The organism is Pseudanabaena yagii GIHE-NHR1 (genome assembly GCF_012863495.1).
GTDB lineage: Bacteria > Cyanobacteriota > Cyanobacteriia > Pseudanabaenales > Pseudanabaenaceae > Pseudanabaena > Pseudanabaena yagii.
Genome location: NZ_JAAVJL010000001.1, coordinates 654,825 through 673,366 on the forward strand (window position 1 = coordinate 654,825; position 18,542 = coordinate 673,366).

Consider the following 18,542-nt stretch of genomic DNA (forward strand, 5'->3'; position numbering starts at 1 on the left):
TATAAAACCCCAAGACCTGTAGCGCACGCTGCGCGTGTGCTACAGGTCTTAGCTCTGGATTTTTAATTATGCCTAGCCACTTAAAATAAAGAAGCAAAAGAAACAGATTTTTTGTACTGTGGCTGTACCACAAAAATCTGCTTCTTTATTAAATCGAGGAAATCTGCAAAGTACGGTATGCTTCTAGAATGCTAGGGTTATGTTCTAGCCTGTATCAGGAAAACAAACCTTGTACCTCACGTGAAAAGATCGCGATGAGTTTTTAAAGGTCTCTAATTATGCCCCTTTTGCTTGCAAAAGCTGTAAAATCCATGGAATGTTGCAGAGGTTACACAAAATGTATGCCTTACTAGTTATAGAAGATGATGATGATATTCGAGATAACATTTGTGACGTTCTAGAACTGTCAAAATATCATGTTATGTCGGCATCAAACGGACGGGAGGGATTAGAAATTGCTAGACAGCAAATACCAGATTTAATTTTGTCTGATGTACAAATGCCAGAAATGGATGGCTATGGTGTCTTAGCCGCCATTCGTCAAGATCCGAAGCTGACGGTTATTCCCTTCATCTTTTTAACATCTTTAGCCGATCGCCAAGATTTACGCCAAGGGATGCTCAAAGGAGCCGATGACTATCTCACTAAGCCGCTGAATCGTGAGGAGTTACTAGAAGCGATCGCCGCACAACTTAGCAAAAAAGAAAAAGTTGATCAACATTACCAAGAAGTTGCTCAAAATATTGCCCAAGATATTGCTCAAGAGCAGTTAGAACGTCTCTTGTACTTTGATACCTTAACGCAGCTTCCCAATCGCCTAGCATTGCGTGAGCGCTTAGATAGTGTTATTTCTGATACTTCTCCAGAAGCACCAATTCCAATTCTTTTAATTGATATTGATCGATTTGGAATGATCAATGACTCACGGGGAGAAGAATTTGGGGATCTGCTACTCCAAGCGATCGCTAAGCGAATCATTGATGCAGTTCAGGATGATGATACGATTTGTCGCCTCAGTGGTGACGAGTTTGCGATTATCCTATCGACAGCTAATCCCAAGGCAGAGGCTAATAATGTCGCGAAGTCATTGTTAGAGTCTTTTGCCACTCCGTTTATCGTAGGAATCACCGAAGTTTACGTTACCGCGAGCATTGGCATTTCTCTCTATCCGCAAGATGCTAATGGCATCATGCAGCAGGCAAATCTCGCCTTACAAGAAGCAAAGCGTCGCGGGGGCAATTGTTATCAATTCTTTGATGAAATTCAAGTCAAGCTGCCTCTAAGTCTAGAGTTGCAGACCGATTTACATCATGCGCTTGATAATCAAGAATTTGAGCTTTACTATCAGCCACAGGTCAGCATTGCTACGGGTGAAATGTTTGGTTCCGAGTCGCTCATTCGATGGAATCATTCCTCTGAGGGGCTAATTTCGCCAATGAAGTTTATCCCGATCGCTGAAAGTAATGGCTCTATTATAGAGATTGGTGAATGGGTTCTCAAAACTGCCTGTCAGCAGGTCAAGGCGACGCAGAAGCTGATTTCCCAAAATGCACTTCACAATGCTAACGGGGATATCCAGAATTGCATCCCCCCCCTTAAAGTATCGGTAAACCTTTCTGGTAGGCAGTTTCAGCAACAGGATCTCAATAAACGGATCTTAGATATTTTGGAGGAAACTCAGTTTGATCCTCAATATTTAGAATTAGAGATTACGGAAACTACGGTTGTCCATAACATTGATGCCAGCTTAGCAAAGTTGATGGATCTCAAAGCGATCGGGGTCAAGCTCTCAATTGATGACTTTGGTACGGGCTTCTCATCATTGGGCTATATCAAAAAGTTTCCCTTGGATACTCTCAAAATTGATCGCTGCTTTGTGCAACATATTGATACTGATGCTCAAAATCGGGCGATCGCCAAAGCCATCATCACGATGGCAAAGAGTCTCGATTTCAAAACCGTTGCCGAGGGTGTGGAAACCCAAGGCGAACTCAAGGTTCTCCAAGATTTGGGATGCGATAGTATTCAAGGCTATTACTATAGCCGCCCACTTCCCTTTGACAAGTTCTGCGCCTTTGTAACCGAAGACAAGCGTTTATAGATCAAAAAGCCGCCAAAGGCGGCTTTTTGATCTATATAGTTGTTTTAAATAATTCGCAGAGGGGCTTCGACTCCGCTCAGCCATCGGTGTAAGCTAGCTGAGCGAAGTCGAAGCTGTAGTTCTTATTTGAATTATCTATAAATAATCAAGAATGGCATCGGCAACGCGATTAATTGCCCCTTTTTCTCCCAAACTTTTTCTGACTCTGGTATATCCATCAAGCATAGTTTGCCTTGCTTGGGGATTGATCAATAAATCCAAGGCACTGTCAGCGATCGCTTCGGGAATCGCCTCATTCTGCACAAACTCAGGCACAACTGCTTCCATATTCACTAAATTGACTGGTGAAATAAAGGGCAATTGCAGGCGCACGATATAACGGGCGATCCAAGCGGTAATTGCACTGACGCGATACAAGATTACCTGTGGCACATTGAGCAAAGCTGTTTCTAAATTTACGGTTCCTGATTTACTGAGCACTAAGTCGGCGGCACTGATCGCAATCTGTGATTGTCCTGAGATAATTGTGGCGTTGATCTCATATTCTGCTAGTAACTTCTCCACCGCAGGACGGTAGCGCTCTAGGGAGAGCGGCAACCAGAATTTTACATGGGGTAGTTTGGATTGAATAATCTTTGCTGCCTTGAGAATGATCGGCATGACATCCCGTAGTTCTTGGGTACGCGACGCTGGCAATAGGGTGACGACAAGATCATCAACGGCAATCCCCAATTTTTGACGCGCCACCATGCGATCGGGCACTTTTGACATGAGATCGACAAAGGGATGCCCCACCCATAGCACATTGGTTCCTTGCTTCTCGTAGTAAACGGCTTCCTGTGGAAAGATGGCTAATAATTTGTCGGTAAAGGCAGCGATCGCCTTGGTATTTTTGTCATTAAATGACCACACCCATTCCTGCGGGGCAATGTAATAAATTACAGGTACATTTAGCACACGCTTTGCAAAGTAACCCATACCCTGATTGGGCATCATGTAATCAATCAGGACAGCAACATCGGGCGGCGAATTTTTTAAGGATTTCTTGGCATTTTCCTGTAGCCGAATCGTTGGCAAAATGTAGGGTATAGCCTCAACAGCACCAATTGAACCAATACCAACGGTATTACCAAGTAGCTTTGCGCCCACCGCTTCCATGCGATCGCCACCTAGTCCCAGAATTTCTAGCTCAATCCCCTTGAGGGCAGCCCGTTCTTGCAAAGCTTCGATTAAAATCGCCCCATGCCAGTCACCTGACACTTCGCCTGTACTGATAAATATGCGGCGTTTCATTTTAATTTCTGAGTTGATTTCTGAGCTAGATTCCATACAAATAGATCGGTTGGTGGCAAAGATCGCCCTATGACTTACACATTCAAGATATCGCTAATTTTGCTTTCTATCTCAAGATGATTGGCGGCGCTTCGCGCCGCCAATCATCTTTTGTTTTTTGAGTGATAGTTTGTGTCATATTATTTCACTCCAAAATTCAACATATCGCATTTCATTATGGTACACTCGTAAAGGTCAAAAATTTGGACTAGAAAGAAGTGCCTAAGCTCAAAACTCGTAAATCTGCCGCCAAGCGATTCAAGGTGACGGGTAGCGGCAAGTTTGCTCGCCGCCACGCTGGTCGCAACCACCTACTAGAGCATAAACCTACTGCCCGCAAGAGCAGATTAGGTCAAATGGCTATAGTTGATGAAACTGATAATGACAGAGTAAGTGCAATGATGCCTTACGCCTAAGTAAGAGCTTTTTACAGGGTGTAAACCACCCTGTAAAAAATTAAATAAAAACAAATCACGATAATAACGAAGCCATGACGAGAGTAAAACGCGGTAACGTAGCTAGAAAGCGCCGCAATAAGGTATTGAAATTAGCCAAAGGCTTTCGCGGATCGCACTCTAAGCTGTTCCGCACTGCTAACCAGCAGGTAATGAAAGCTCTTCGTAACGCCTACCGCGATCGCCGCAAGAAGAAGCGCGATTTCCGTAGTCTTTGGATTACCCGCATTAATGCTGCGGCTCGCCAACAAGGTCTGAGCTATAGCAAGTTTGCTGGTTTACTTAAGAAAGCAAACATCGATATTAACCGTAAGATGCTTTCGCAAATTGCGATCCTTGATCCTGACGCATTTACTGCGATCGTGGAAAAGGCAAAATCCATCGCTTAAATTAAATTCCAAAACAAAAAAGTCCACTCTAAGAGTGGGCTTTTTTTGTTTAATCAAAACCCAAGAAGAGAAAGGTGGCGTTTCACGCCACCTTTCTCTTCTTGGGTAGCTACAGCAAAAAAAGAGTTAGCTATTGATGAGTTGCGGCGCTTTGCGCCGCAACTCATCTTCTGGTTTTATGCCCTAAGCAAAACTTGCTTTGCTATACAAAAAATCTTGAGGATACTACGCCATTTTTGCCAAGTTATGATAACGTATTGGCACTTTCGTGCTGTCAAAAACTGACATCCTAGAGAAAACAAAAGCATAGCATCGCTACTTTTTGTTTGAGCTGCCCCCCGATCGCTACTGCGTATATTGCATATGTACATTAAAAATGTAGAACTCACCAGATTTAAGTCCTTTGGCTCGACCACATCGATCCCCCTATTGCAGGGATTTACAGTGGTTTCGGGACCTAATGGTTCGGGCAAATCAAATATTTTAGATGCTTTGCTATTTGCGCTCGGTCTAGCAGGTTCAAAGGGGATGCGTGCCGATCGCTTGCCAGATTTAGTTAACCAAGCCCATAGTAAAAAGGGGCGGATGGTAGAGGCGAGCGTGACTGTAACCTTTGCTCTAGAGGAAGCAGAAGTCACAGCAATGCAGTCAGAAGGGATCGAAATCCCCACAGCCGAAGGTCAGAATGTGGGGGAATGGACAGTCATGCGGAAGTTACGTGTGACTACACAGGGAACCTATACTTCCACTTATTACATTAATGGAACTCCTTGCAATTTGAGCGAACTTCATGAACAGTTAGCGAAGTTCCGTATTTATCCCGAAGGCTATAACGTTGTACTACAGGGGGACGTTACGGGGATTATTTCCATGAATTCGCGGGAACGTCGGGAAATCATTGATGAATTGGCAGGTGTGGGTGAGTTCGATCGCAAAATTGCTACGGCAAAGGATAAACTCGATGATGTGAAGACTCAAGAAGAGCGATTTCGGATTGTTGAACAGGAATTAATTGCCAACAAAGAAAAACTGAAGGGCGATCGCGTTAAGGCAGAAAAATATAAAGCCCTGCGCCTAGAATATGAACGCATGGAAGCATCGGAGGCAGTTCTGCAAAAGCGCGAGATTACTTATCAACAGTCGCTGCGTAATGTCGAGCTAGTCAATAATCGCGAACAATGCGGCAATATTGAGAATGCCTTGCTTGAACTGTCTCAGGTAATTGAGATGGGGACAGTTCAGCTTAATGAATTGAGCGATCGCGTCCATACCCTCGGCGAAGAAGAATATCTCTCAGTTTCCAGTAATCTATCAGCACAACAGGCGGAATTGCGAGGTCTGCAACGGCAGCAGCAATCTCTGACTAGTTCCTATCAAAATAATCAAAATCACATTGTCAGTACCCAAGAGGAAATCGATCAGCTCCTCCGTGAATCTGAACACTTAGAATCGCAAAAGCAACTTAAAGAAGAAGCAGTAGCTACAGCAGAGAAAGCACGCGATCAACAGGCTTCGATAGTTTCCCAATATCGTAAAGAAGTGCAAGCGATCGCTTCAGCTTCATCGGAATGGGTACGTCAGCAAACACAGTTGCGTCAAGATGTCGATAATACCCAAGCAGAGCTAGATCCCCAAAAGCAAGAACAAACCAGAATTAGAGAAGTCCTCAATCAGCGATCGCTCCAACTGGAATCACAGGAAAAGGAACTCCAAGAAATCATGGCTGGGGAAGGGCGCTATGCTGTGGATATGCTCTCCAATCAGTCTTTAGAAGATGCACTACGTTTACAAGAAGCAGAGGTAAATGGCGCAGAGGCTTTAGTGCAAACCCTTGCCAAAAATCTATCGGAAGCCCAATTAGAAGTACAACTGCAAAATGAAACTATTGATCGCCTCAATCAAGAGCAGCGAGTCAAAACCCGTCAACTGGATAAGCTAGAAGCACAGGTACAGGCAAGCCGTGAGATGCAAGGGACTAAAGCATCGCAGGTCATCATCGAATCTGAGCTATCGGGAGTCTACGGACTGGTTGCCCAGTTGGGACTGGTGGAACCTCGCTATCAGCTAGCTCTCGAAATCTGTGCAGGTGGTCGCCTAGGAAATCTGGTGGTTGAGAGTGATCAGGTTGCGGCGGAAGCGATCGCCTTGCTCAAGCGTGAGCGTGCGGGACGCGCCACATTCTTGCCACTAAACAAGCTGCAATCTGCCAAGTTACCTTCACGGGTAGAAGCCCAAAAATTAGGGGCAATTGATTACGCCTTCAATCTCGTTACCTACGAAGAGCCATATCGTGATGTCTTCTATTTTGTCTTTGGCAATACGCTGGTATTTGAGCATCTCGACCAAGCACGTTTCCATATTGGTAAATATCGGATGGTGACGCTAGAGGGTGAAATTTTAGAAACTTCTGGAGCAATGACGGGCGGTAGTGCTCCCTTACATACCAGCCTTCACTTCGGTAATACTAAGCCTGCGGAGTCTTCAGAAACTAAGCAACTGCGCGATCGCCTTTTGGAAATTGACCAAATGTTAGCGCGATTAAATCAACGCTTGCGCGGCGCTTTGACGGGTATTGCTAAATATGAAGAGCAATTGCAAGCCGCCAGAACCACCCATCGTGAAGCACAACTCAAACGCGATCGCATTTACGAACAAATCGAACGCAACAGTCGCGATCGCTCTCGCCTACAGGATCAAATTCAACAAACCCGTGCTGCCATCGAAATTGGTCAAGCACAGTTAAATACCCTTGATGGCAATATTGCCGAACTAGAAGCCAAGCTACTGGTCAAACGTGCCGAACTTGCGGAATTAGAGAAATCGGGAACTCATACCCGTTGGCTACAGGCTCAAGATGCCTTGCAGGGGCAGGAAGCTTTACTCAACAGTGCGGAAATTGAATTGCGGACTGCTAAACAACAATTGGGTGAGTTAGAAAATCAGCATAAACTTGCATTAGAAAAAATGGCACAACGCCAAACTCGCCTGCAAGAACTGCGTAGTACACAAACGGAACTGATTAACAACACTGCCCAAATTCAAAATCAAATCAAACAGACTGAAAATGCGATCGCCTCTTACCAATCACGTCTTGATGCTCTAGAGCAAATTATCGGTGCGGCTAAGCAGGAGCGTGATGCCTGTGAGCGATCGCTACGTGCTCAACAGCAACAGCAACAACAACAGGAATGGCAGTTACAAAAAAATCGCGAACGTCAGGTAGAACTAGAGCAACAGATTGCCCAGTTTACAGAACAACTTGAGCAAATTGAACTACCAGATATTGTTCCTGAAGTTCCTGAAGGCATGACTCTTGAGCAATTGCAATTAGAGCAACGTCGCTTACTCAAACGAATTCAGTCGATGGAACCCGTCAATATGATGGCGATCTCTGAATACGAAGCAACTTCTGAACGGCTAGAAGAACTCAGTAGTCGTCTGGAAACGCTCAATCAAGAACGGACTGAACTCTTAATTAGAATTGAGAACTTTACGACGCTGCGTCAACGAGCCTTTATGCAAGCCTTTGATGCCGTAAACGGACATTTCAAAGAAATCTTTGCGGAACTCTCCGATGGTGATGGCTATCTCCAATTAGAAAATCCCAATGCGCCACTCAGTGGTGGATTGACGCTTGTTGCTCACCCCAAAGGCAAGCAAGTACAACATCTCTCATCCATGTCTGGAGGCGAAAAATCCCTCACGGCGCTTAGTTTCATCTTCGCTCTCCAGCGCTATCGTCCATCCCCCTTCTATGCCTTTGACGAAGTGGATATGTTCCTCGATGGCGCAAACGTAGAACGTCTCTCAAAAATGGTACGCAAGCAAGCCAATCTCGCTCAATTCATCGTAGTCAGCCTTCGCCGCCCCATGATCGAAGCTTCAGAACGCACGATCGGGGTAACTCAAGCACGAGGCGAGCATACTCAAGTATTGGGCTTAGAACTGCGATCGAGTTGATAAAAAACTTTAAAAATATAGAGAATTGCTATGCCTAAAAAGGTAAGAGAGCTAAAGCAAATTTTAAGGAAAGAGGGCTTTGTAGAGCTTGATGGCAAAGGCAGCCATACTAACTGGATTCATCCTTTGTATAGTGGTAAACTAACGGTATCAGGTAAAGATGGAGATGATGCAAAACGTTATTTAGAAAAGGCTGTAGAAGAAGCTTTAATGGAAATAAGAAGGAATAAGAGAAATGAATAGCCTTAAATACCAAATGATTATCCAGTGGTCAAATGAAGATGACTGTTTTTTAGTTGGCTTTCCTGATTTCCCCAACCAAAAATGGCGATCGCATGGCGATACCTATGAAGAAGCTTTTCATAATGGGCTTGAAGCTCTAGAGGCTTTGATTATAGCTTACAAAACCTCAGGTGAAAGATTACCAGAGCCAAGAACAATTAGTCAGGTTGCATAAGATTCATCACTTGACGTGGCAACTTCAAACTTGGTGCGCGGTAAAGCTGCCACGATCGCATCTAATACCTTAGTTACAGGCACTATTTCCATGCCGTAATTTTGCATCACCTGCATACTAGGAATAATCGCCCGTTTAAAGCCTAACTTCGCCGCTTCCTTTAATCGCATATCTAATTGCGATACGGGGCGCACCTGTCCGCCCAAACCCACTTCACCAATCATCACTGTGCGCGGATCGACTGTGCGATCGCGAAAACTTGCCGCCACTGCGATCGCTACTCCCAAATCCACCGCAGGTTCCGCCACATTCAAACCACCCGCCGCCGCTACATAGGCATCGAGTTTTGATAAGGGAATCCCAATTCTTTTTTCCAAAACGGCAAGAATTTGTAGAAAGCGATTAGTCTCGATACCCGTTGTCGTGCGGCGAGGCGAGGAATAACTGGTAGGACTGACGAGGGCTTGTAACTCCACCACAATCGGGCGCGTTCCCTCACAGGCTACAATCGTGGCAGTTCCGGGCACAGATTCATCGCGATTGCCGAGAAATAATTCCGAAGGATTAGAAACTTCACGCAAGCCACGATCGATCATTTCAAATACGCCGATTTCCTGCGTTGCGCCAAAGCGATTTTTGACCGATCGCAATAACCTGTGAGTTGCAAAGCGATCGCCTTCAAAATAAAGAACCGTATCGACCATATGTTCTAAAACCTTTGGTCCCGCGATCGAGCCTTCCTTCGTGACATGACCAACGATAAATAGTGAGATATTCTCGCGCTTAGCCACACGCATCAACGCCGCCGTACATTCCCGTACTTGGGAAACAGAACCGGGGGCAGCATTTAAGTTGGAGAAGTAGAGTGCTTGAATACTATCAATTACAGCAACCTTGGGGCGAAGAGATTGCAATTCTCTCAAGACTGTTTCTAAATCCGTTTCCGCTAACAAATAGAGAGCATCAGAATTCTCTTCTAAGATTCCCAATCGTTGCGATCGCAGTTTTACCTGTTGCGCTGACTCCTCGGCACAGACATAGAGCGTGGGATAGCGGCTCATCAATTTTTGCGCCATGCCCAGCAATAGCGTACTTTTGCCAATCCCCGGTTCACCACCAATCAGCACAAGGGAACCTGCGACAATGCCTCCACCCAATACGCGATCGAGTTCTTCATAACCAGAAGGCGATCTCGCTTGGTCGTTGTCGGTAATTTGCGAGAGGGTTAAGGATTCTCTAGGTTTTGCCTTACCTGTAGATTTGGCTGTACTGAGATGCGAGAATGTAGCGATCGCATTGGTATTTGTGGAGATGACAGGAATTAGTTCTTCTTGCAATGTTCCCCAACTGGAGCAAGCGGGACATTTCCCATACATCTGCGGGAAGTCTTCACCGCAGTTATTACATACATATCGACTTTTTGCTTTTGCCATTGTTTAAATATATAACAGGCTTAATGATAAGAGTAGGATTGGCAGCTCAGAGCGCCGTCAATCCTAGTGAAAAAAGCGAAATTTGCTATACTAGAGATCAAATTCACTGCTAAATTTTAGTGTCTGCAAGAGATATTTACCATAACACCGTAAGGCTTGCTTTGGAAAAGGATGGGTGGACAATCACTCATGATCCATTTCCACTTCAAATCTTTAAGAAGCGTTTGTCGGCAGATTTGGGAGCAGAACGCTTAATCAGCGCTGAAAGAGAATTAATGATGAAAGGGAGGTAATTGTAAAATGGATAACCGATTAAAATATCAAAGCATCATTAAGAGTGTTCTCCAAAGTCATGCTGACTATCGTGCTACTTTGCCTGATGGTTATTCCTCTCAAGTTGTGTTTGATGATGAACGAGGACAGTACCTAGTTTTAGATGTTGGCTGGAGTGGCAATAAGTATCTCCATGCAACACCAATTCACCTTTGTTTGATTGTGGATAAAGTCTGGGTTCAATGTGATGATACTGAGGAAGGTATAGCTACTGATTTAGTGGAAGCAGGTATTCCCAAAGAAGATATAGTACTCGGCTTTCGTTATCCTAAGATACGCGAGTATACTGGGTTTGCTATAGCTTAATGCGATCGCCAAATCATAAAATCACAGATATAAACTAACCTCTATTTAAAGAAAATATTTTCAGAAAAACAATTATGCGAATTCATCGATTAGCTCTAAAAAACTTTAAATGCTTTAAAGAAGTAGATGTTTCCTTCTCAAAAATAACTTTGCTTACAGGTGAAAACAGCAGTGGTAAAAGCTCTCTGATATACGGAATATTGGCTCCTCTTCAAAGTGTAAAAATGTTTGGCAACTCTTTCCCTTTATATCTATCTCTTAATGGAGATTTTGTAAATATGGGTGGGGGAGAAGATGTATCGTTTAATCATAATATAAATACTAAAATAGGAATAAATATAAATCTGACAACTGACTTTGAAACATTTATATTTGATACTTACTGGGGGTTTGATACAAAAAGCAAATATCCAGTTATAAACAGTTTGAAAATGTCATCTAGATTAGAACAAATAGAAATAGCTAAGGAATCTAACGGTGATTATGTTGCGAACTTAAATCTAAAAAGAGGTGCTGTAGTAAATTCAGTAAACTTACGAACTAAAAATGTAGACGATATAACAGAGAGAGTTTATGATACATACCCAATAAATGACGCATTCTGCGATAGCTTTTACAATAGTTTAGATGAGCAATTTAGTTTTATAAGCTCTTTTAGATTATATCCAGATCGCACATACTATCAGTCAAAGTCAAGTGGTAAAGTTGACAAATTTGGTGTTGGTTATATTGATCAAATTTTAGATTGGAATGATAACCAATCAGAAGAATTATACAGTTTAGTTCTTCTGCTGAAAACTTTAAAAATATTGCATGATATTAAGACTCATAAATTGTCAGGCGGTAGATTTGAGATAAAAGTAAAGGTAAAAAGTAAGAGTAAGTGGGAGTCACTAGCTGATGTTGGCTTTGGAATTAGCCAGTTTTTACCGATTATTGTTGCTGATTTGCAGTTGTCAGATGATTCAACATTGATAATGTCTCAGCCAGAAATTCATTTGCATCCATCTGTACAAGCAAACTTAGGCAACTATTTAGTTAAGCAAGTTAAAGAGAGAAATAAAAACTATATTGTTGAAACTCATAGTGAATACTTACTTAATAGAATGAGATTGCTAATTGTCAAAGGAGAAATTAAACCTGAAGATGTAGCAGTGTATTATTTTGAAAACTCGATTAAAGATGGCAGTATTGCTCATCGAATTGAATTCACCAAAGATGGACAAATCTTAAATGCTCCGAGAGGATTTTTTGAGACATATATGATTGACACAATGGATATTGCTCTTAATGCTTGATAGGTTTAAATTTTAAAAATTTCTAATGACTAGAAAAGATATATTTATCGATAACAATATAGCCAAAAACTTCTCGAATCCTCTCGATCCTGAGTACAAGCAACTTATTAAATGGCTAATAGAATTTAACTCTAATCCCAAAAAATATGATGATAACGCTCACTTAGTTGTTTCTCAAAAACTCATAGCCGAATATTACCGAACGATGGGTCATGCCGCATCAGGAAATAACATTGCTGTAATTATTAACCTATTAACCCAGCAAGGTCGATTAAATCGAATTAGTAACGAGCAAATCAAGGAATTTAAGCAGAAATATTTTACAAACAAAGTAAAAAGAAAATTAATGTCTAACTCTGAAGATAGAGAACATATCCCAGTTGTTGGCACTGGTCAGTAAAGGAGTGAGGGGTAAAATAAAGAGGTAGAGTCGGAAGAAAGAATGGAATGTCCGCACTGCCAAAGCGAAAAGGTGGTCAAGAATGGCAAAGATTACCACCAAGACGGCAAAGCAATCCAAAATTATTTATGCAAAGGATGTGGCAAGCGATTCAACGAACGGACAGGAACAGCGATGTCAAGGCTAAGAACACCCGCAAGTATCGTGTCCTATGCCCTGAAGATGAGGACAGAGGGGATGGGAATCAGAGCAAGTGGGAGAGTGCTAGAGAAATCGCACACCAGCATCATGAGATGGGAGCAAAAACTGGCAAATCAAGCACAGCAATGGAGTCCAGAAGCCCCAGTAGGAGGAGATGTCACCATCGAAGGAGATGAAATTTATACTCGCGTAGGCGAGAACCTTCCCCCCAGTGAATCAAAAGGGTGGACAGTAGTATTTATCGAACGCAACAGTCGCTATTGGATTGAAGCAAGAGTAGGAATTAAAACCACTGAACTATTTGCAAAAGCAACAAAAACAGCATGGCAATGGTCAAAGGCAAGTCAATACATCCGATGGTTTAGCGATGGCGAAAGGAGATATGCCCAACAACTGTGGCAAATGGCAAGTGTCTACCTCAAAGCTACCGAAGTAAGTCGTGAGTATGGACATCGCAAGGTATGGCGACATGGATTAGAAGTGGCAATCAAAATCAAAGGTTCACAAGGTAATCGTCGTGTCGAATGGGTAAAGCTAGAACATCCCTATACAGCGATTAGCGACAAGAGTGACGTTCATGCTAATCACAATGAAGCAAACAACAGTGCATTGAGAAGGAGATGTAGCGCTTATCGCCGTAGACAAAACCTGTATGCGAAAAATACTGAAGGATTACAACGGGCTGTCACTGTGCAAAGATTGGTACACAACTGGGTAAGACCACATGGGGGCTTAGGCAAGAACAAGACTCCAGTTATGGCGATCGGGCTATATCATCGACCGATTTCGATGTTGGAGTTGCTGACATTACGAGGCTTTACTTCTCTCACGCCTTAACTGACCAGTGCCCAGTTGTTTTATTGTCCGATCGCAAATATGCTCTGACTTTTGATGAAAAACTGACTGCTGACTTGCAAAAAATTCCGAGTTTTACCGCCACAGTTGGCAAAAAGCCATCCGATATTCCCTACGATAAATAGATTTACAAGTTAGAGAGATAAGCATCACACTCGCTCTCGCCTAAGCTGCACTAACCCATGCTAAGACTGAGAGATCGCGTATTTGTTAACCACAAAGTAGAATCTTAAGCAAGATGGAGTATGCGTCTCGAAACTTGACTTTCAGCCTATACACTTTATAGTTAGACTAGACTGAATTTTTTGGTCTAATCCATAGTTTAGCTATCAAAATATGCTAATCATCATCAAAAAGAAATAGGATAACTGCCCAAGAGCGAGTCATGGTGGAAATGAGAGATATCGCGATAGTGTCCGCTGATGCACCCCGTACTCTAGGATGGTTGCGGTTAGTGATCATTTCTGACACACATAATGTTGATATACCTATTTCTCTTTTCCCTGAAGGGGATTTGTTGATTCATGCAGGAGACCACACGAAGAATGGACTTCTTGCTGAGCTTACTGATGCAGCAACATGGCTACGTTCGCTAGCAGCTCGTTTCACCTATGGCGTTGTAGCGATCGCAGGAAATCATGACAAGCCACTAGACGTAGAGACATGGCTCCAAGTTGCCTTCCTTTCGCATCCAGAAGAGCAATGGAGCAGTGAATTGATGACTACTGCACAAAACTTGTTCAAGGACAACGAAATTGATGGTCTCTATACTCCCATGCGTCTACTTCAGCATTCTGCGGAAGAGATAGCAGGTTTGAAATTTTTTGGTTCACCATACATAGGTTTGACACCTCGCCGACAGGCAATGACTCAAGATAATCCTCTGCGTTATGAGGGTTTTGCTCGCGACCCTCAGCGTTTAATGGAACTTTACGCAGATATCCCCTCTGGACTGGATGTGCTAATCACCCATAGCCCACCCCTAGGAATTCTCGACTCCAGTGTGCAGTATGGTGGAGTTCTGCGGGAAAAGCCGATTGCGATTGGCAGTGTAGCTCTGCGAGAGCGTCTGCGAGGAATGCTCCCAGATGAGCGTCCCCGACTCCATATTTTTGGGCATGAGCATGACGCTAGAGGTGTATTTTGGGATGAGGAATTGGGGATTCTCTTTGTCAACGCAGCAGCAGTAAATGGAGATCAAAGCGTCATTAAGCAGGGAGGGGATTATGTCATGAAAGAATGCTTCCGTCCTTGGGTCATCGACATTAGAGTGACTCCCTAGACACATACTTTGAGTGCGATCGCCGTTCTTGTATCGTGCGTTAATGAAATGTAACGCACATTTTTAATTTCTTTTGATGATTGTTGTTAATGCGTTACACTGCGCTAACAATTGCTACTACTGAGTCAATTTAGTTTTGTGCGATCGCAAACAAACCCTCTAAAGCGATCGCCACATCAGGAAAAGCTTGCATAGTCAAAGTATCATTGCTATTCAAAATCAATTCTTCACGATAGCTTCCATCCTCTGGCTGACGAAAAACGTAAACTTGTCGCTTTTGTAAATCGAGAATCCAATATTCTAAAACTTGATTTTTGCCATAAATACGCGCTTTTTGCTTGCGATCTTTTGAGATAGTCCAATCAGCAACTTCTATCAACAGATAAATATCAGGGGCTTCAGGATGTCTAAAGGAATATTCATGATTCTCAAACCTGACAACAGCAATATCTGGTTCTGGCTCAGAATCATTCCCTAATGTCACGGGTAACTGTACGCGAATTTCGGCGCGATCACCTAGCAATTTAAATAGCAATCTACTACTACGTTGCACACTTGCCGCATGAAATGGTCTCTGTGGACTCATACAAACAATTTTTCCTTCCAACAGTTCTACGCGATCATCCTCATCCAAAACTCCCGCCTCGATCATTTGGTGATAGTCCGAGATCGACCAAAGATGAATTTGAGGTTCTTGTTCTTGTTCTGTTTCAGTTACAGTTGCTTGCATGATATTTCTGCTCACAGCTTAGTTATGTTGATTTTAGCAAACAATAATCAAGCCGTGCGATCGCCGATCTTGTTGTAGCATTTCATAGATTAAGCGTGAGATCGCCTATATAGCCCTTAACAGTTGAGTCGGCGATTTCTCATGCTACCAAGATAGAAATGCTGCCTCGATGCCCTGCTCACGCTTGACCTTCGCATCACGTTCTACCCAAGCAATTACTTGCTCTGCGGTCAAATCTTCGAGATGAATACTGTAATCTTTCGCGATCGCTACTAGTGCTTGCATCGCCGAAATCACCATACGGGTTAAAAACTTCTCATGACTGGAAAGATTGGCAGGCGTTACTTCATCCTGTCTGGTATCTTCAAAATCTAAATCAGGATGAGGCGAAGTCCATTTCAGAAAGGCAGCATCTTCACCTTGCTCTTTACGAATCTGGGAATCATGCTCTATCCATTGCACAATTTGCTGCGCCGAAAGTGATTCTGCATGAATGCTAAGCTCTTGAGCAATTTTGGTAATGATCCGCATCGAAGAGATGGTGATACGGGTCATAAATTTTTCCATCGTCGATAGCTTAGCTCCATCGATCGCATGGGCTTCCGCTAAGGTTAAAAACTGAATTGGATCTTGAGATGTTGACATAAAACTAGATTACAGCGCTTTGTGCTGACTTGAAAAACCAGAGAAATTTTGAAAGCATCGCGAAGCGATGCTTTCAAAATTTCTCTGTATGAGGTTAGAAACCGAGAATTTGTAAGAATCCTTTACCAGTTACAAATTCAAAGATGAAAATAGCAGTGATACCCACCATCGCCAAACGACCGTTAAGCAGTTCAGCATATTCTGTCATCCCAAAGCGGTTATCACTTTGCTCATCAACATACATCTTGGGTTCGATCGCCCAGTTATTTAAAATCCCACGCTCATCTTTAGTAAAAGCAGTACGAGTTTGAGTTTGCTCAGCCATTAAATTTTACCTTGTTATACTTTTTTATATTTTTTTGTTATATCAACAGCAATGCGGCAATGAGTGAAAGCACTTTACAGGGCTATGCAAACATAAACTGCTTAGCAATGCTACATGAATCTTAATTTTCCTTAATCTTATCCCCTAATGCCAAAATTCTTCAACATATAGCAAAAAAAGAGTTCGCTAAGAAGATGAGTTGCGGCGCTTCGCGCCGCAACTCATCTTCTTAGGTTTTATGACTGCTATAGATTTAAAAGAAATGCGACCTTAAGGGACTTGCGGATAAAAAATGTCCCACCAAAGTTATCTAGCTTCGACTTCGCTCAGCTAACGTTGGCTGAGCGAAGTCGAAGCCACAGGTACTTTAATTAATAGCAAGTCCTTAAGGTACATTTCTTTTAAATCCGTCAGATCGCTAGTAAAGTAAAGATCGCGCTGTGCGCCATTTTTATTTGATGTTCCCTATGCCCCACTTTTCCCATTTAATTGAACAATGGCAATCTACCCTCAACTGGTTGCCAAACCCAGATCAACTCGCACAATTTGAAAAGCTCTACGAATTGGTTTTAGAGGGGAATAGTAAGCAAAACCTGACAAGAATTACAGCCCCTGACGATTTTTGGGAAAAGCATTTGTGGGACTCATTAAGAGGAGTTTTCGCTTTTTGGGATCGTGAAAATATTAAATTGATTGATATTGGTACAGGCGCGGGCTTTCCCGGACTACCGATCGCGATCGCCAAGCCATCATGGCAAGTCACCTTAGTCGATAGCAAGCAAAAAAAGGTTGCCTTTGTGCAACAAACGATCCAAGATTTGCAATTACCGAATGCGATCGCACAGGCAGGTCGCGTCGAAGAGCTTAACCAAACCTCTGGTTATAAGAAAAAATATGATTTAGCGGTTGTCCGAGCCGTAGGCAAGCCAGATATTTGCGCTAGCTACTGCCTGCCATTTCTCAAAAGAAGTGGCACAGCCATTCTCTACCGTGGTCAATGGCTACCCGAAGAAAGTGAGCAAATTGACTTGTTTTGTGAGCAGCAAGGACTGCAAGTGGTTAAGCAAGATCGTTTTCAAACCCCTCTGACTGAAGGTATCCGCCATAGCGTTTACCTTTCACCCCGTTCGACCTCCATCTCAAATTCATAGGGAGATTCAAAGTTAGAAGTATCATACAGAAATCTGATTACCTCTTCTTCGAGACGATGTATATTATGAACTTCTATCGCATTAGTAACGCGCAGAGCCGATAAGTAACCGTCTAAAAAGAGTCTCATTTCGTCCGTCGAACGATAGCCTCGTTCTGACATTTCTACGAGTGAGTCTGTAATCTTTTGATAATGACGAATGGCGATCGCGTCTTGAAGCATAGGTCAAGCTGGAATAACTACCGTCCTAGATGTATTTGCCTAGGTAATAAAAGGATTCCCTGCAATTCTAACGAGCGATCGCTAGCTGAGCAAATTCAACCTTGTATATACTTTCAGCATCGCAATTCTAACACTTTGAAATACCAAAACGTAAGTGTGCTAACCGCCTAAAAAAACAGAAGGTGCGCTAAGCGCACCTTCTGTCAGGATTCATAGAGTGGCAATACATCTTGCCAAGTTGGATAAATGCTAGCTTGCCATTGCTCATAGGCGATCGCCAGTAAGCTTTCGCTCAAGGGCATGGGTGGACTAGATTGCTGCGATTTGGTGATAATCGTCTCGCAGTCAATTCCATATACAGGGATATTAAGCTGTTCGCCTAATGTCCTTGCTACCACCACGCCAATTCTTGTGCCAGTGAAACTGCCAATCCCTGTAGCGATCGCCAAAAAAGCAAAGTCAGTCCATGGAAGATCACCTACAAACATACTTAAGCAGTCATGCAACTGCACAGATAGCTCTCTGCCTAGTTCCCATGACTGCTGTTTATAGATGTTATAAATTTGAGAATTGCGATCTGAATTTTGGTTAATTTCAGCGATCACAAGCTCTAATTTTGTGGTGGTTGTATGTAACGCAAGGGCAAAACTTATGGTCATGATCTGTAG

Annotated in this window: 19 protein-coding genes and 1 pseudogene; 13 read left to right on the forward strand and 7 right to left on the reverse strand. The window is 43.0% G+C overall.

Features of this window, described 5'->3' with window-relative positions:
• Positions 1 to 337: 337 nt before the first annotated feature.
• Complete coding sequence (locus tag HC246_RS03175) at positions 338 to 2,101, forward strand: EAL domain-containing response regulator (protein WP_169362118.1); 1,764 nt, start codon at positions 338 to 340, stop codon at positions 2,099 to 2,101.
• Between the two features lie 135 nt (positions 2,102 to 2,236).
• Here HC246_RS03175 and lpxB read toward each other — a convergent pair whose 3' ends face one another.
• A complete protein-coding gene (gene lpxB / locus HC246_RS03180) occupies positions 2,237 to 3,430 on the reverse strand; it encodes a lipid-A-disaccharide synthase (protein ID WP_225902903.1) in 1,194 nt (397 codons plus the stop codon).
• A 221-nt stretch (positions 3,431 to 3,651) separates the two neighbouring features.
• On the opposite strand from lpxB, the gene rpmI reads away from it, so the two are divergent.
• The 5 genes from rpmI to HC246_RS03205 all read left to right on the forward strand — a co-directional run bounded on the left by rpmI (position 3,652) and on the right by HC246_RS03205 (position 8,694).
• Positions 3,652 to 3,849, forward strand: a complete 198-nt coding sequence (rpmI, locus tag HC246_RS03185) for a 50S ribosomal protein L35 (protein WP_169362119.1) — start codon at positions 3,652 to 3,654, stop codon at positions 3,847 to 3,849.
• A 74-nt stretch (positions 3,850 to 3,923) separates the two neighbouring features.
• Positions 3,924 to 4,277 (forward strand): 50S ribosomal protein L20, encoded by a 354-nt coding sequence (gene rplT, locus HC246_RS03190; protein ID WP_169362120.1) that lies wholly within the window; start codon positions 3,924 to 3,926, stop codon positions 4,275 to 4,277.
• Positions 4,278 to 4,640: 363 nt separating this feature from the next.
• The gene (smc, locus tag HC246_RS03195; RefSeq protein WP_169362121.1) at positions 4,641 to 8,237 is read left to right on the forward strand and encodes a chromosome segregation protein SMC; all 3,597 of its coding nucleotides are present in this window, start codon (positions 4,641 to 4,643) and stop codon (positions 8,235 to 8,237) included.
• A 30-nt stretch (positions 8,238 to 8,267) separates the two neighbouring features.
• Positions 8,268 to 8,480: a type II toxin-antitoxin system HicA family toxin gene (locus tag HC246_RS03200; protein WP_169362122.1), complete on the forward strand. Its 213-nt coding sequence runs from the start codon at positions 8,268 to 8,270 to the stop codon at positions 8,478 to 8,480.
• Entirely contained in the window at positions 8,473 to 8,694 is a 222-nt protein-coding gene (locus HC246_RS03205; protein ID WP_169362123.1) for a type II toxin-antitoxin system HicB family antitoxin, read from the forward strand. The genes HC246_RS03200 and HC246_RS03205 overlap by 8 nt, the downstream gene beginning before the upstream one ends.
• Here the strand turns inward: HC246_RS03205 and radA are convergent.
• A complete protein-coding gene (gene radA / locus HC246_RS03210; RefSeq protein WP_169362124.1) occupies positions 8,682 to 10,127 on the reverse strand; it encodes a DNA repair protein RadA in 1,446 nt (481 codons plus the stop codon). The genes HC246_RS03205 and radA overlap by 13 nt on opposite strands.
• A 119-nt stretch (positions 10,128 to 10,246) precedes the next feature.
• Between radA and HC246_RS26845 the strand changes: the two are divergent.
• The 6 genes and pseudogenes from HC246_RS26845 to HC246_RS03240 all read left to right on the forward strand — a co-directional run.
• Positions 10,247 to 10,402: pseudogene (locus HC246_RS26845) on the forward strand (element excision factor XisH family protein); the annotation flags it as partial.
• Between the two features lie 25 nt (positions 10,403 to 10,427).
• Entirely contained in the window at positions 10,428 to 10,766 is a 339-nt protein-coding gene (locus tag HC246_RS03220; RefSeq protein WP_169362125.1) for a XisI protein, read from the forward strand.
• A 74-nt stretch (positions 10,767 to 10,840) separates the two neighbouring features.
• Positions 10,841 to 12,064: a DUF3696 domain-containing protein gene (locus tag HC246_RS03225; RefSeq protein WP_169362126.1), complete on the forward strand. Its 1,224-nt coding sequence runs from the start codon at positions 10,841 to 10,843 to the stop codon at positions 12,062 to 12,064.
• A 25-nt stretch (positions 12,065 to 12,089) separates the two neighbouring features.
• The gene (locus tag HC246_RS03230; RefSeq protein ID WP_169362127.1) at positions 12,090 to 12,464 is read left to right on the forward strand and encodes a hypothetical protein; all 375 of its coding nucleotides are present in this window, start codon (positions 12,090 to 12,092) and stop codon (positions 12,462 to 12,464) included.
• A gap of 42 nt (positions 12,465 to 12,506) precedes the next feature.
• Positions 12,507 to 13,502: an IS1 family transposase gene (locus HC246_RS03235; RefSeq protein ID WP_169362128.1), complete on the forward strand. Its 996-nt coding sequence runs from the start codon at positions 12,507 to 12,509 to the stop codon at positions 13,500 to 13,502.
• A 430-nt stretch (positions 13,503 to 13,932) separates the two neighbouring features.
• Positions 13,933 to 14,802 (forward strand): metallophosphoesterase, encoded by an 870-nt coding sequence (locus tag HC246_RS03240; RefSeq protein ID WP_169362129.1) that lies wholly within the window; start codon positions 13,933 to 13,935, stop codon positions 14,800 to 14,802.
• Positions 14,803 to 14,932: 130 nt separating this feature from the next.
• Here HC246_RS03240 and HC246_RS03245 read toward each other — a convergent pair whose 3' ends face one another.
• The 3 genes from HC246_RS03245 to HC246_RS03255 form a co-directional block, all read right to left on the reverse strand.
• Entirely contained in the window at positions 14,933 to 15,532 is a 600-nt protein-coding gene (locus HC246_RS03245; protein WP_169362130.1) for a Uma2 family endonuclease, read from the reverse strand.
• A gap of 144 nt (positions 15,533 to 15,676) precedes the next feature.
• Positions 15,677 to 16,177 (reverse strand): hypothetical protein, encoded by a 501-nt coding sequence (locus HC246_RS26215; protein WP_169362131.1) that lies wholly within the window; start codon positions 16,175 to 16,177, stop codon positions 15,677 to 15,679.
• A gap of 94 nt (positions 16,178 to 16,271) precedes the next feature.
• Positions 16,272 to 16,502 carry a chlorophyll a/b-binding protein gene (locus HC246_RS03255; RefSeq protein WP_169362132.1) on the reverse strand — a complete coding sequence of 77 codons (231 nt, stop codon included), beginning with the start codon at positions 16,500 to 16,502 and terminating at the stop codon, positions 16,272 to 16,274.
• Positions 16,503 to 16,969: 467 nt separating this feature from the next.
• Between HC246_RS03255 and rsmG the strand changes: the two genes are divergently transcribed.
• Complete coding sequence (rsmG, locus tag HC246_RS03260; RefSeq protein WP_169362133.1) at positions 16,970 to 17,653, forward strand: 16S rRNA (guanine(527)-N(7))-methyltransferase RsmG; 684 nt, start codon at positions 16,970 to 16,972, stop codon at positions 17,651 to 17,653.
• Here rsmG and HC246_RS03265 read toward each other — a convergent pair.
• A complete protein-coding gene (locus HC246_RS03265) occupies positions 17,614 to 17,874 on the reverse strand; it encodes a DUF6761 family protein (RefSeq protein ID WP_169362134.1) in 261 nt (86 codons plus the stop codon). The two genes, rsmG and HC246_RS03265, sit on opposite strands and share 40 nt — an antisense overlap.
• A 203-nt stretch (positions 17,875 to 18,077) precedes the next feature.
• Positions 18,078 to 18,533 carry a hypothetical protein gene (locus HC246_RS03270; RefSeq protein WP_169362135.1) on the reverse strand — a complete coding sequence of 152 codons (456 nt, stop codon included), beginning with the start codon at positions 18,531 to 18,533 and terminating at the stop codon, positions 18,078 to 18,080.
• Between the last annotated feature and the right edge of the window lie 9 nt (positions 18,534 to 18,542).

Excerpts from the sequence above, each read along its gene's own strand:
- HC246_RS03205 (WP_169362123.1), top strand. The coding sequence starts at position 8,473 with ATGAATAGCCTTAAATACCAAATGATTATCCAGTGGTCAAATGAAGAT.
- rsmG (WP_169362133.1), top strand. The coding sequence starts at position 16,970 with ATGCCCCACTTTTCCCATTTAATTGAACAATGGCAATCTACCCTCAAC.
- HC246_RS03225 (WP_169362126.1), top strand. The coding sequence starts at position 10,841 with ATGCGAATTCATCGATTAGCTCTAAAAAACTTTAAATGCTTTAAAGAA.
- HC246_RS03265 (WP_169362134.1), bottom strand. The coding sequence starts at position 17,874 with ATGCTTCAAGACGCGATCGCCATTCGTCATTATCAAAAGATTACAGAC.
- HC246_RS03245 (WP_169362130.1), bottom strand. The coding sequence starts at position 15,532 with ATGCAAGCAACTGTAACTGAAACAGAACAAGAACAAGAACCTCAAATT.
- lpxB (WP_225902903.1), bottom strand. The coding sequence starts at position 3,430 with ATGGAATCTAGCTCAGAAATCAACTCAGAAATTAAAATGAAACGCCGC.
- HC246_RS03200 (WP_169362122.1), top strand. The coding sequence starts at position 8,268 with ATGCCTAAAAAGGTAAGAGAGCTAAAGCAAATTTTAAGGAAAGAGGGC.
- radA (WP_169362124.1), bottom strand. The coding sequence starts at position 10,127 with ATGGCAAAAGCAAAAAGTCGATATGTATGTAATAACTGCGGTGAAGAC.
- rplT (WP_169362120.1), top strand. The coding sequence starts at position 3,924 with ATGACGAGAGTAAAACGCGGTAACGTAGCTAGAAAGCGCCGCAATAAG.
- HC246_RS03230 (WP_169362127.1), top strand. The coding sequence starts at position 12,090 with ATGACTAGAAAAGATATATTTATCGATAACAATATAGCCAAAAACTTC.
- HC246_RS03255 (WP_169362132.1), bottom strand. The coding sequence starts at position 16,502 with ATGGCTGAGCAAACTCAAACTCGTACTGCTTTTACTAAAGATGAGCGT.
- HC246_RS03220 (WP_169362125.1), top strand. The coding sequence starts at position 10,428 with ATGGATAACCGATTAAAATATCAAAGCATCATTAAGAGTGTTCTCCAA.
- HC246_RS03235 (WP_169362128.1), top strand. The coding sequence starts at position 12,507 with ATGGAATGTCCGCACTGCCAAAGCGAAAAGGTGGTCAAGAATGGCAAA.
- HC246_RS26215 (WP_169362131.1), bottom strand. The coding sequence starts at position 16,177 with ATGTCAACATCTCAAGATCCAATTCAGTTTTTAACCTTAGCGGAAGCC.
- HC246_RS03175 (WP_169362118.1), top strand. The coding sequence starts at position 338 with ATGTATGCCTTACTAGTTATAGAAGATGATGATGATATTCGAGATAAC.
- HC246_RS03270 (WP_169362135.1), bottom strand. The coding sequence starts at position 18,533 with ATGACCATAAGTTTTGCCCTTGCGTTACATACAACCACCACAAAATTA.
- smc (WP_169362121.1), top strand. The coding sequence starts at position 4,641 with ATGTACATTAAAAATGTAGAACTCACCAGATTTAAGTCCTTTGGCTCG.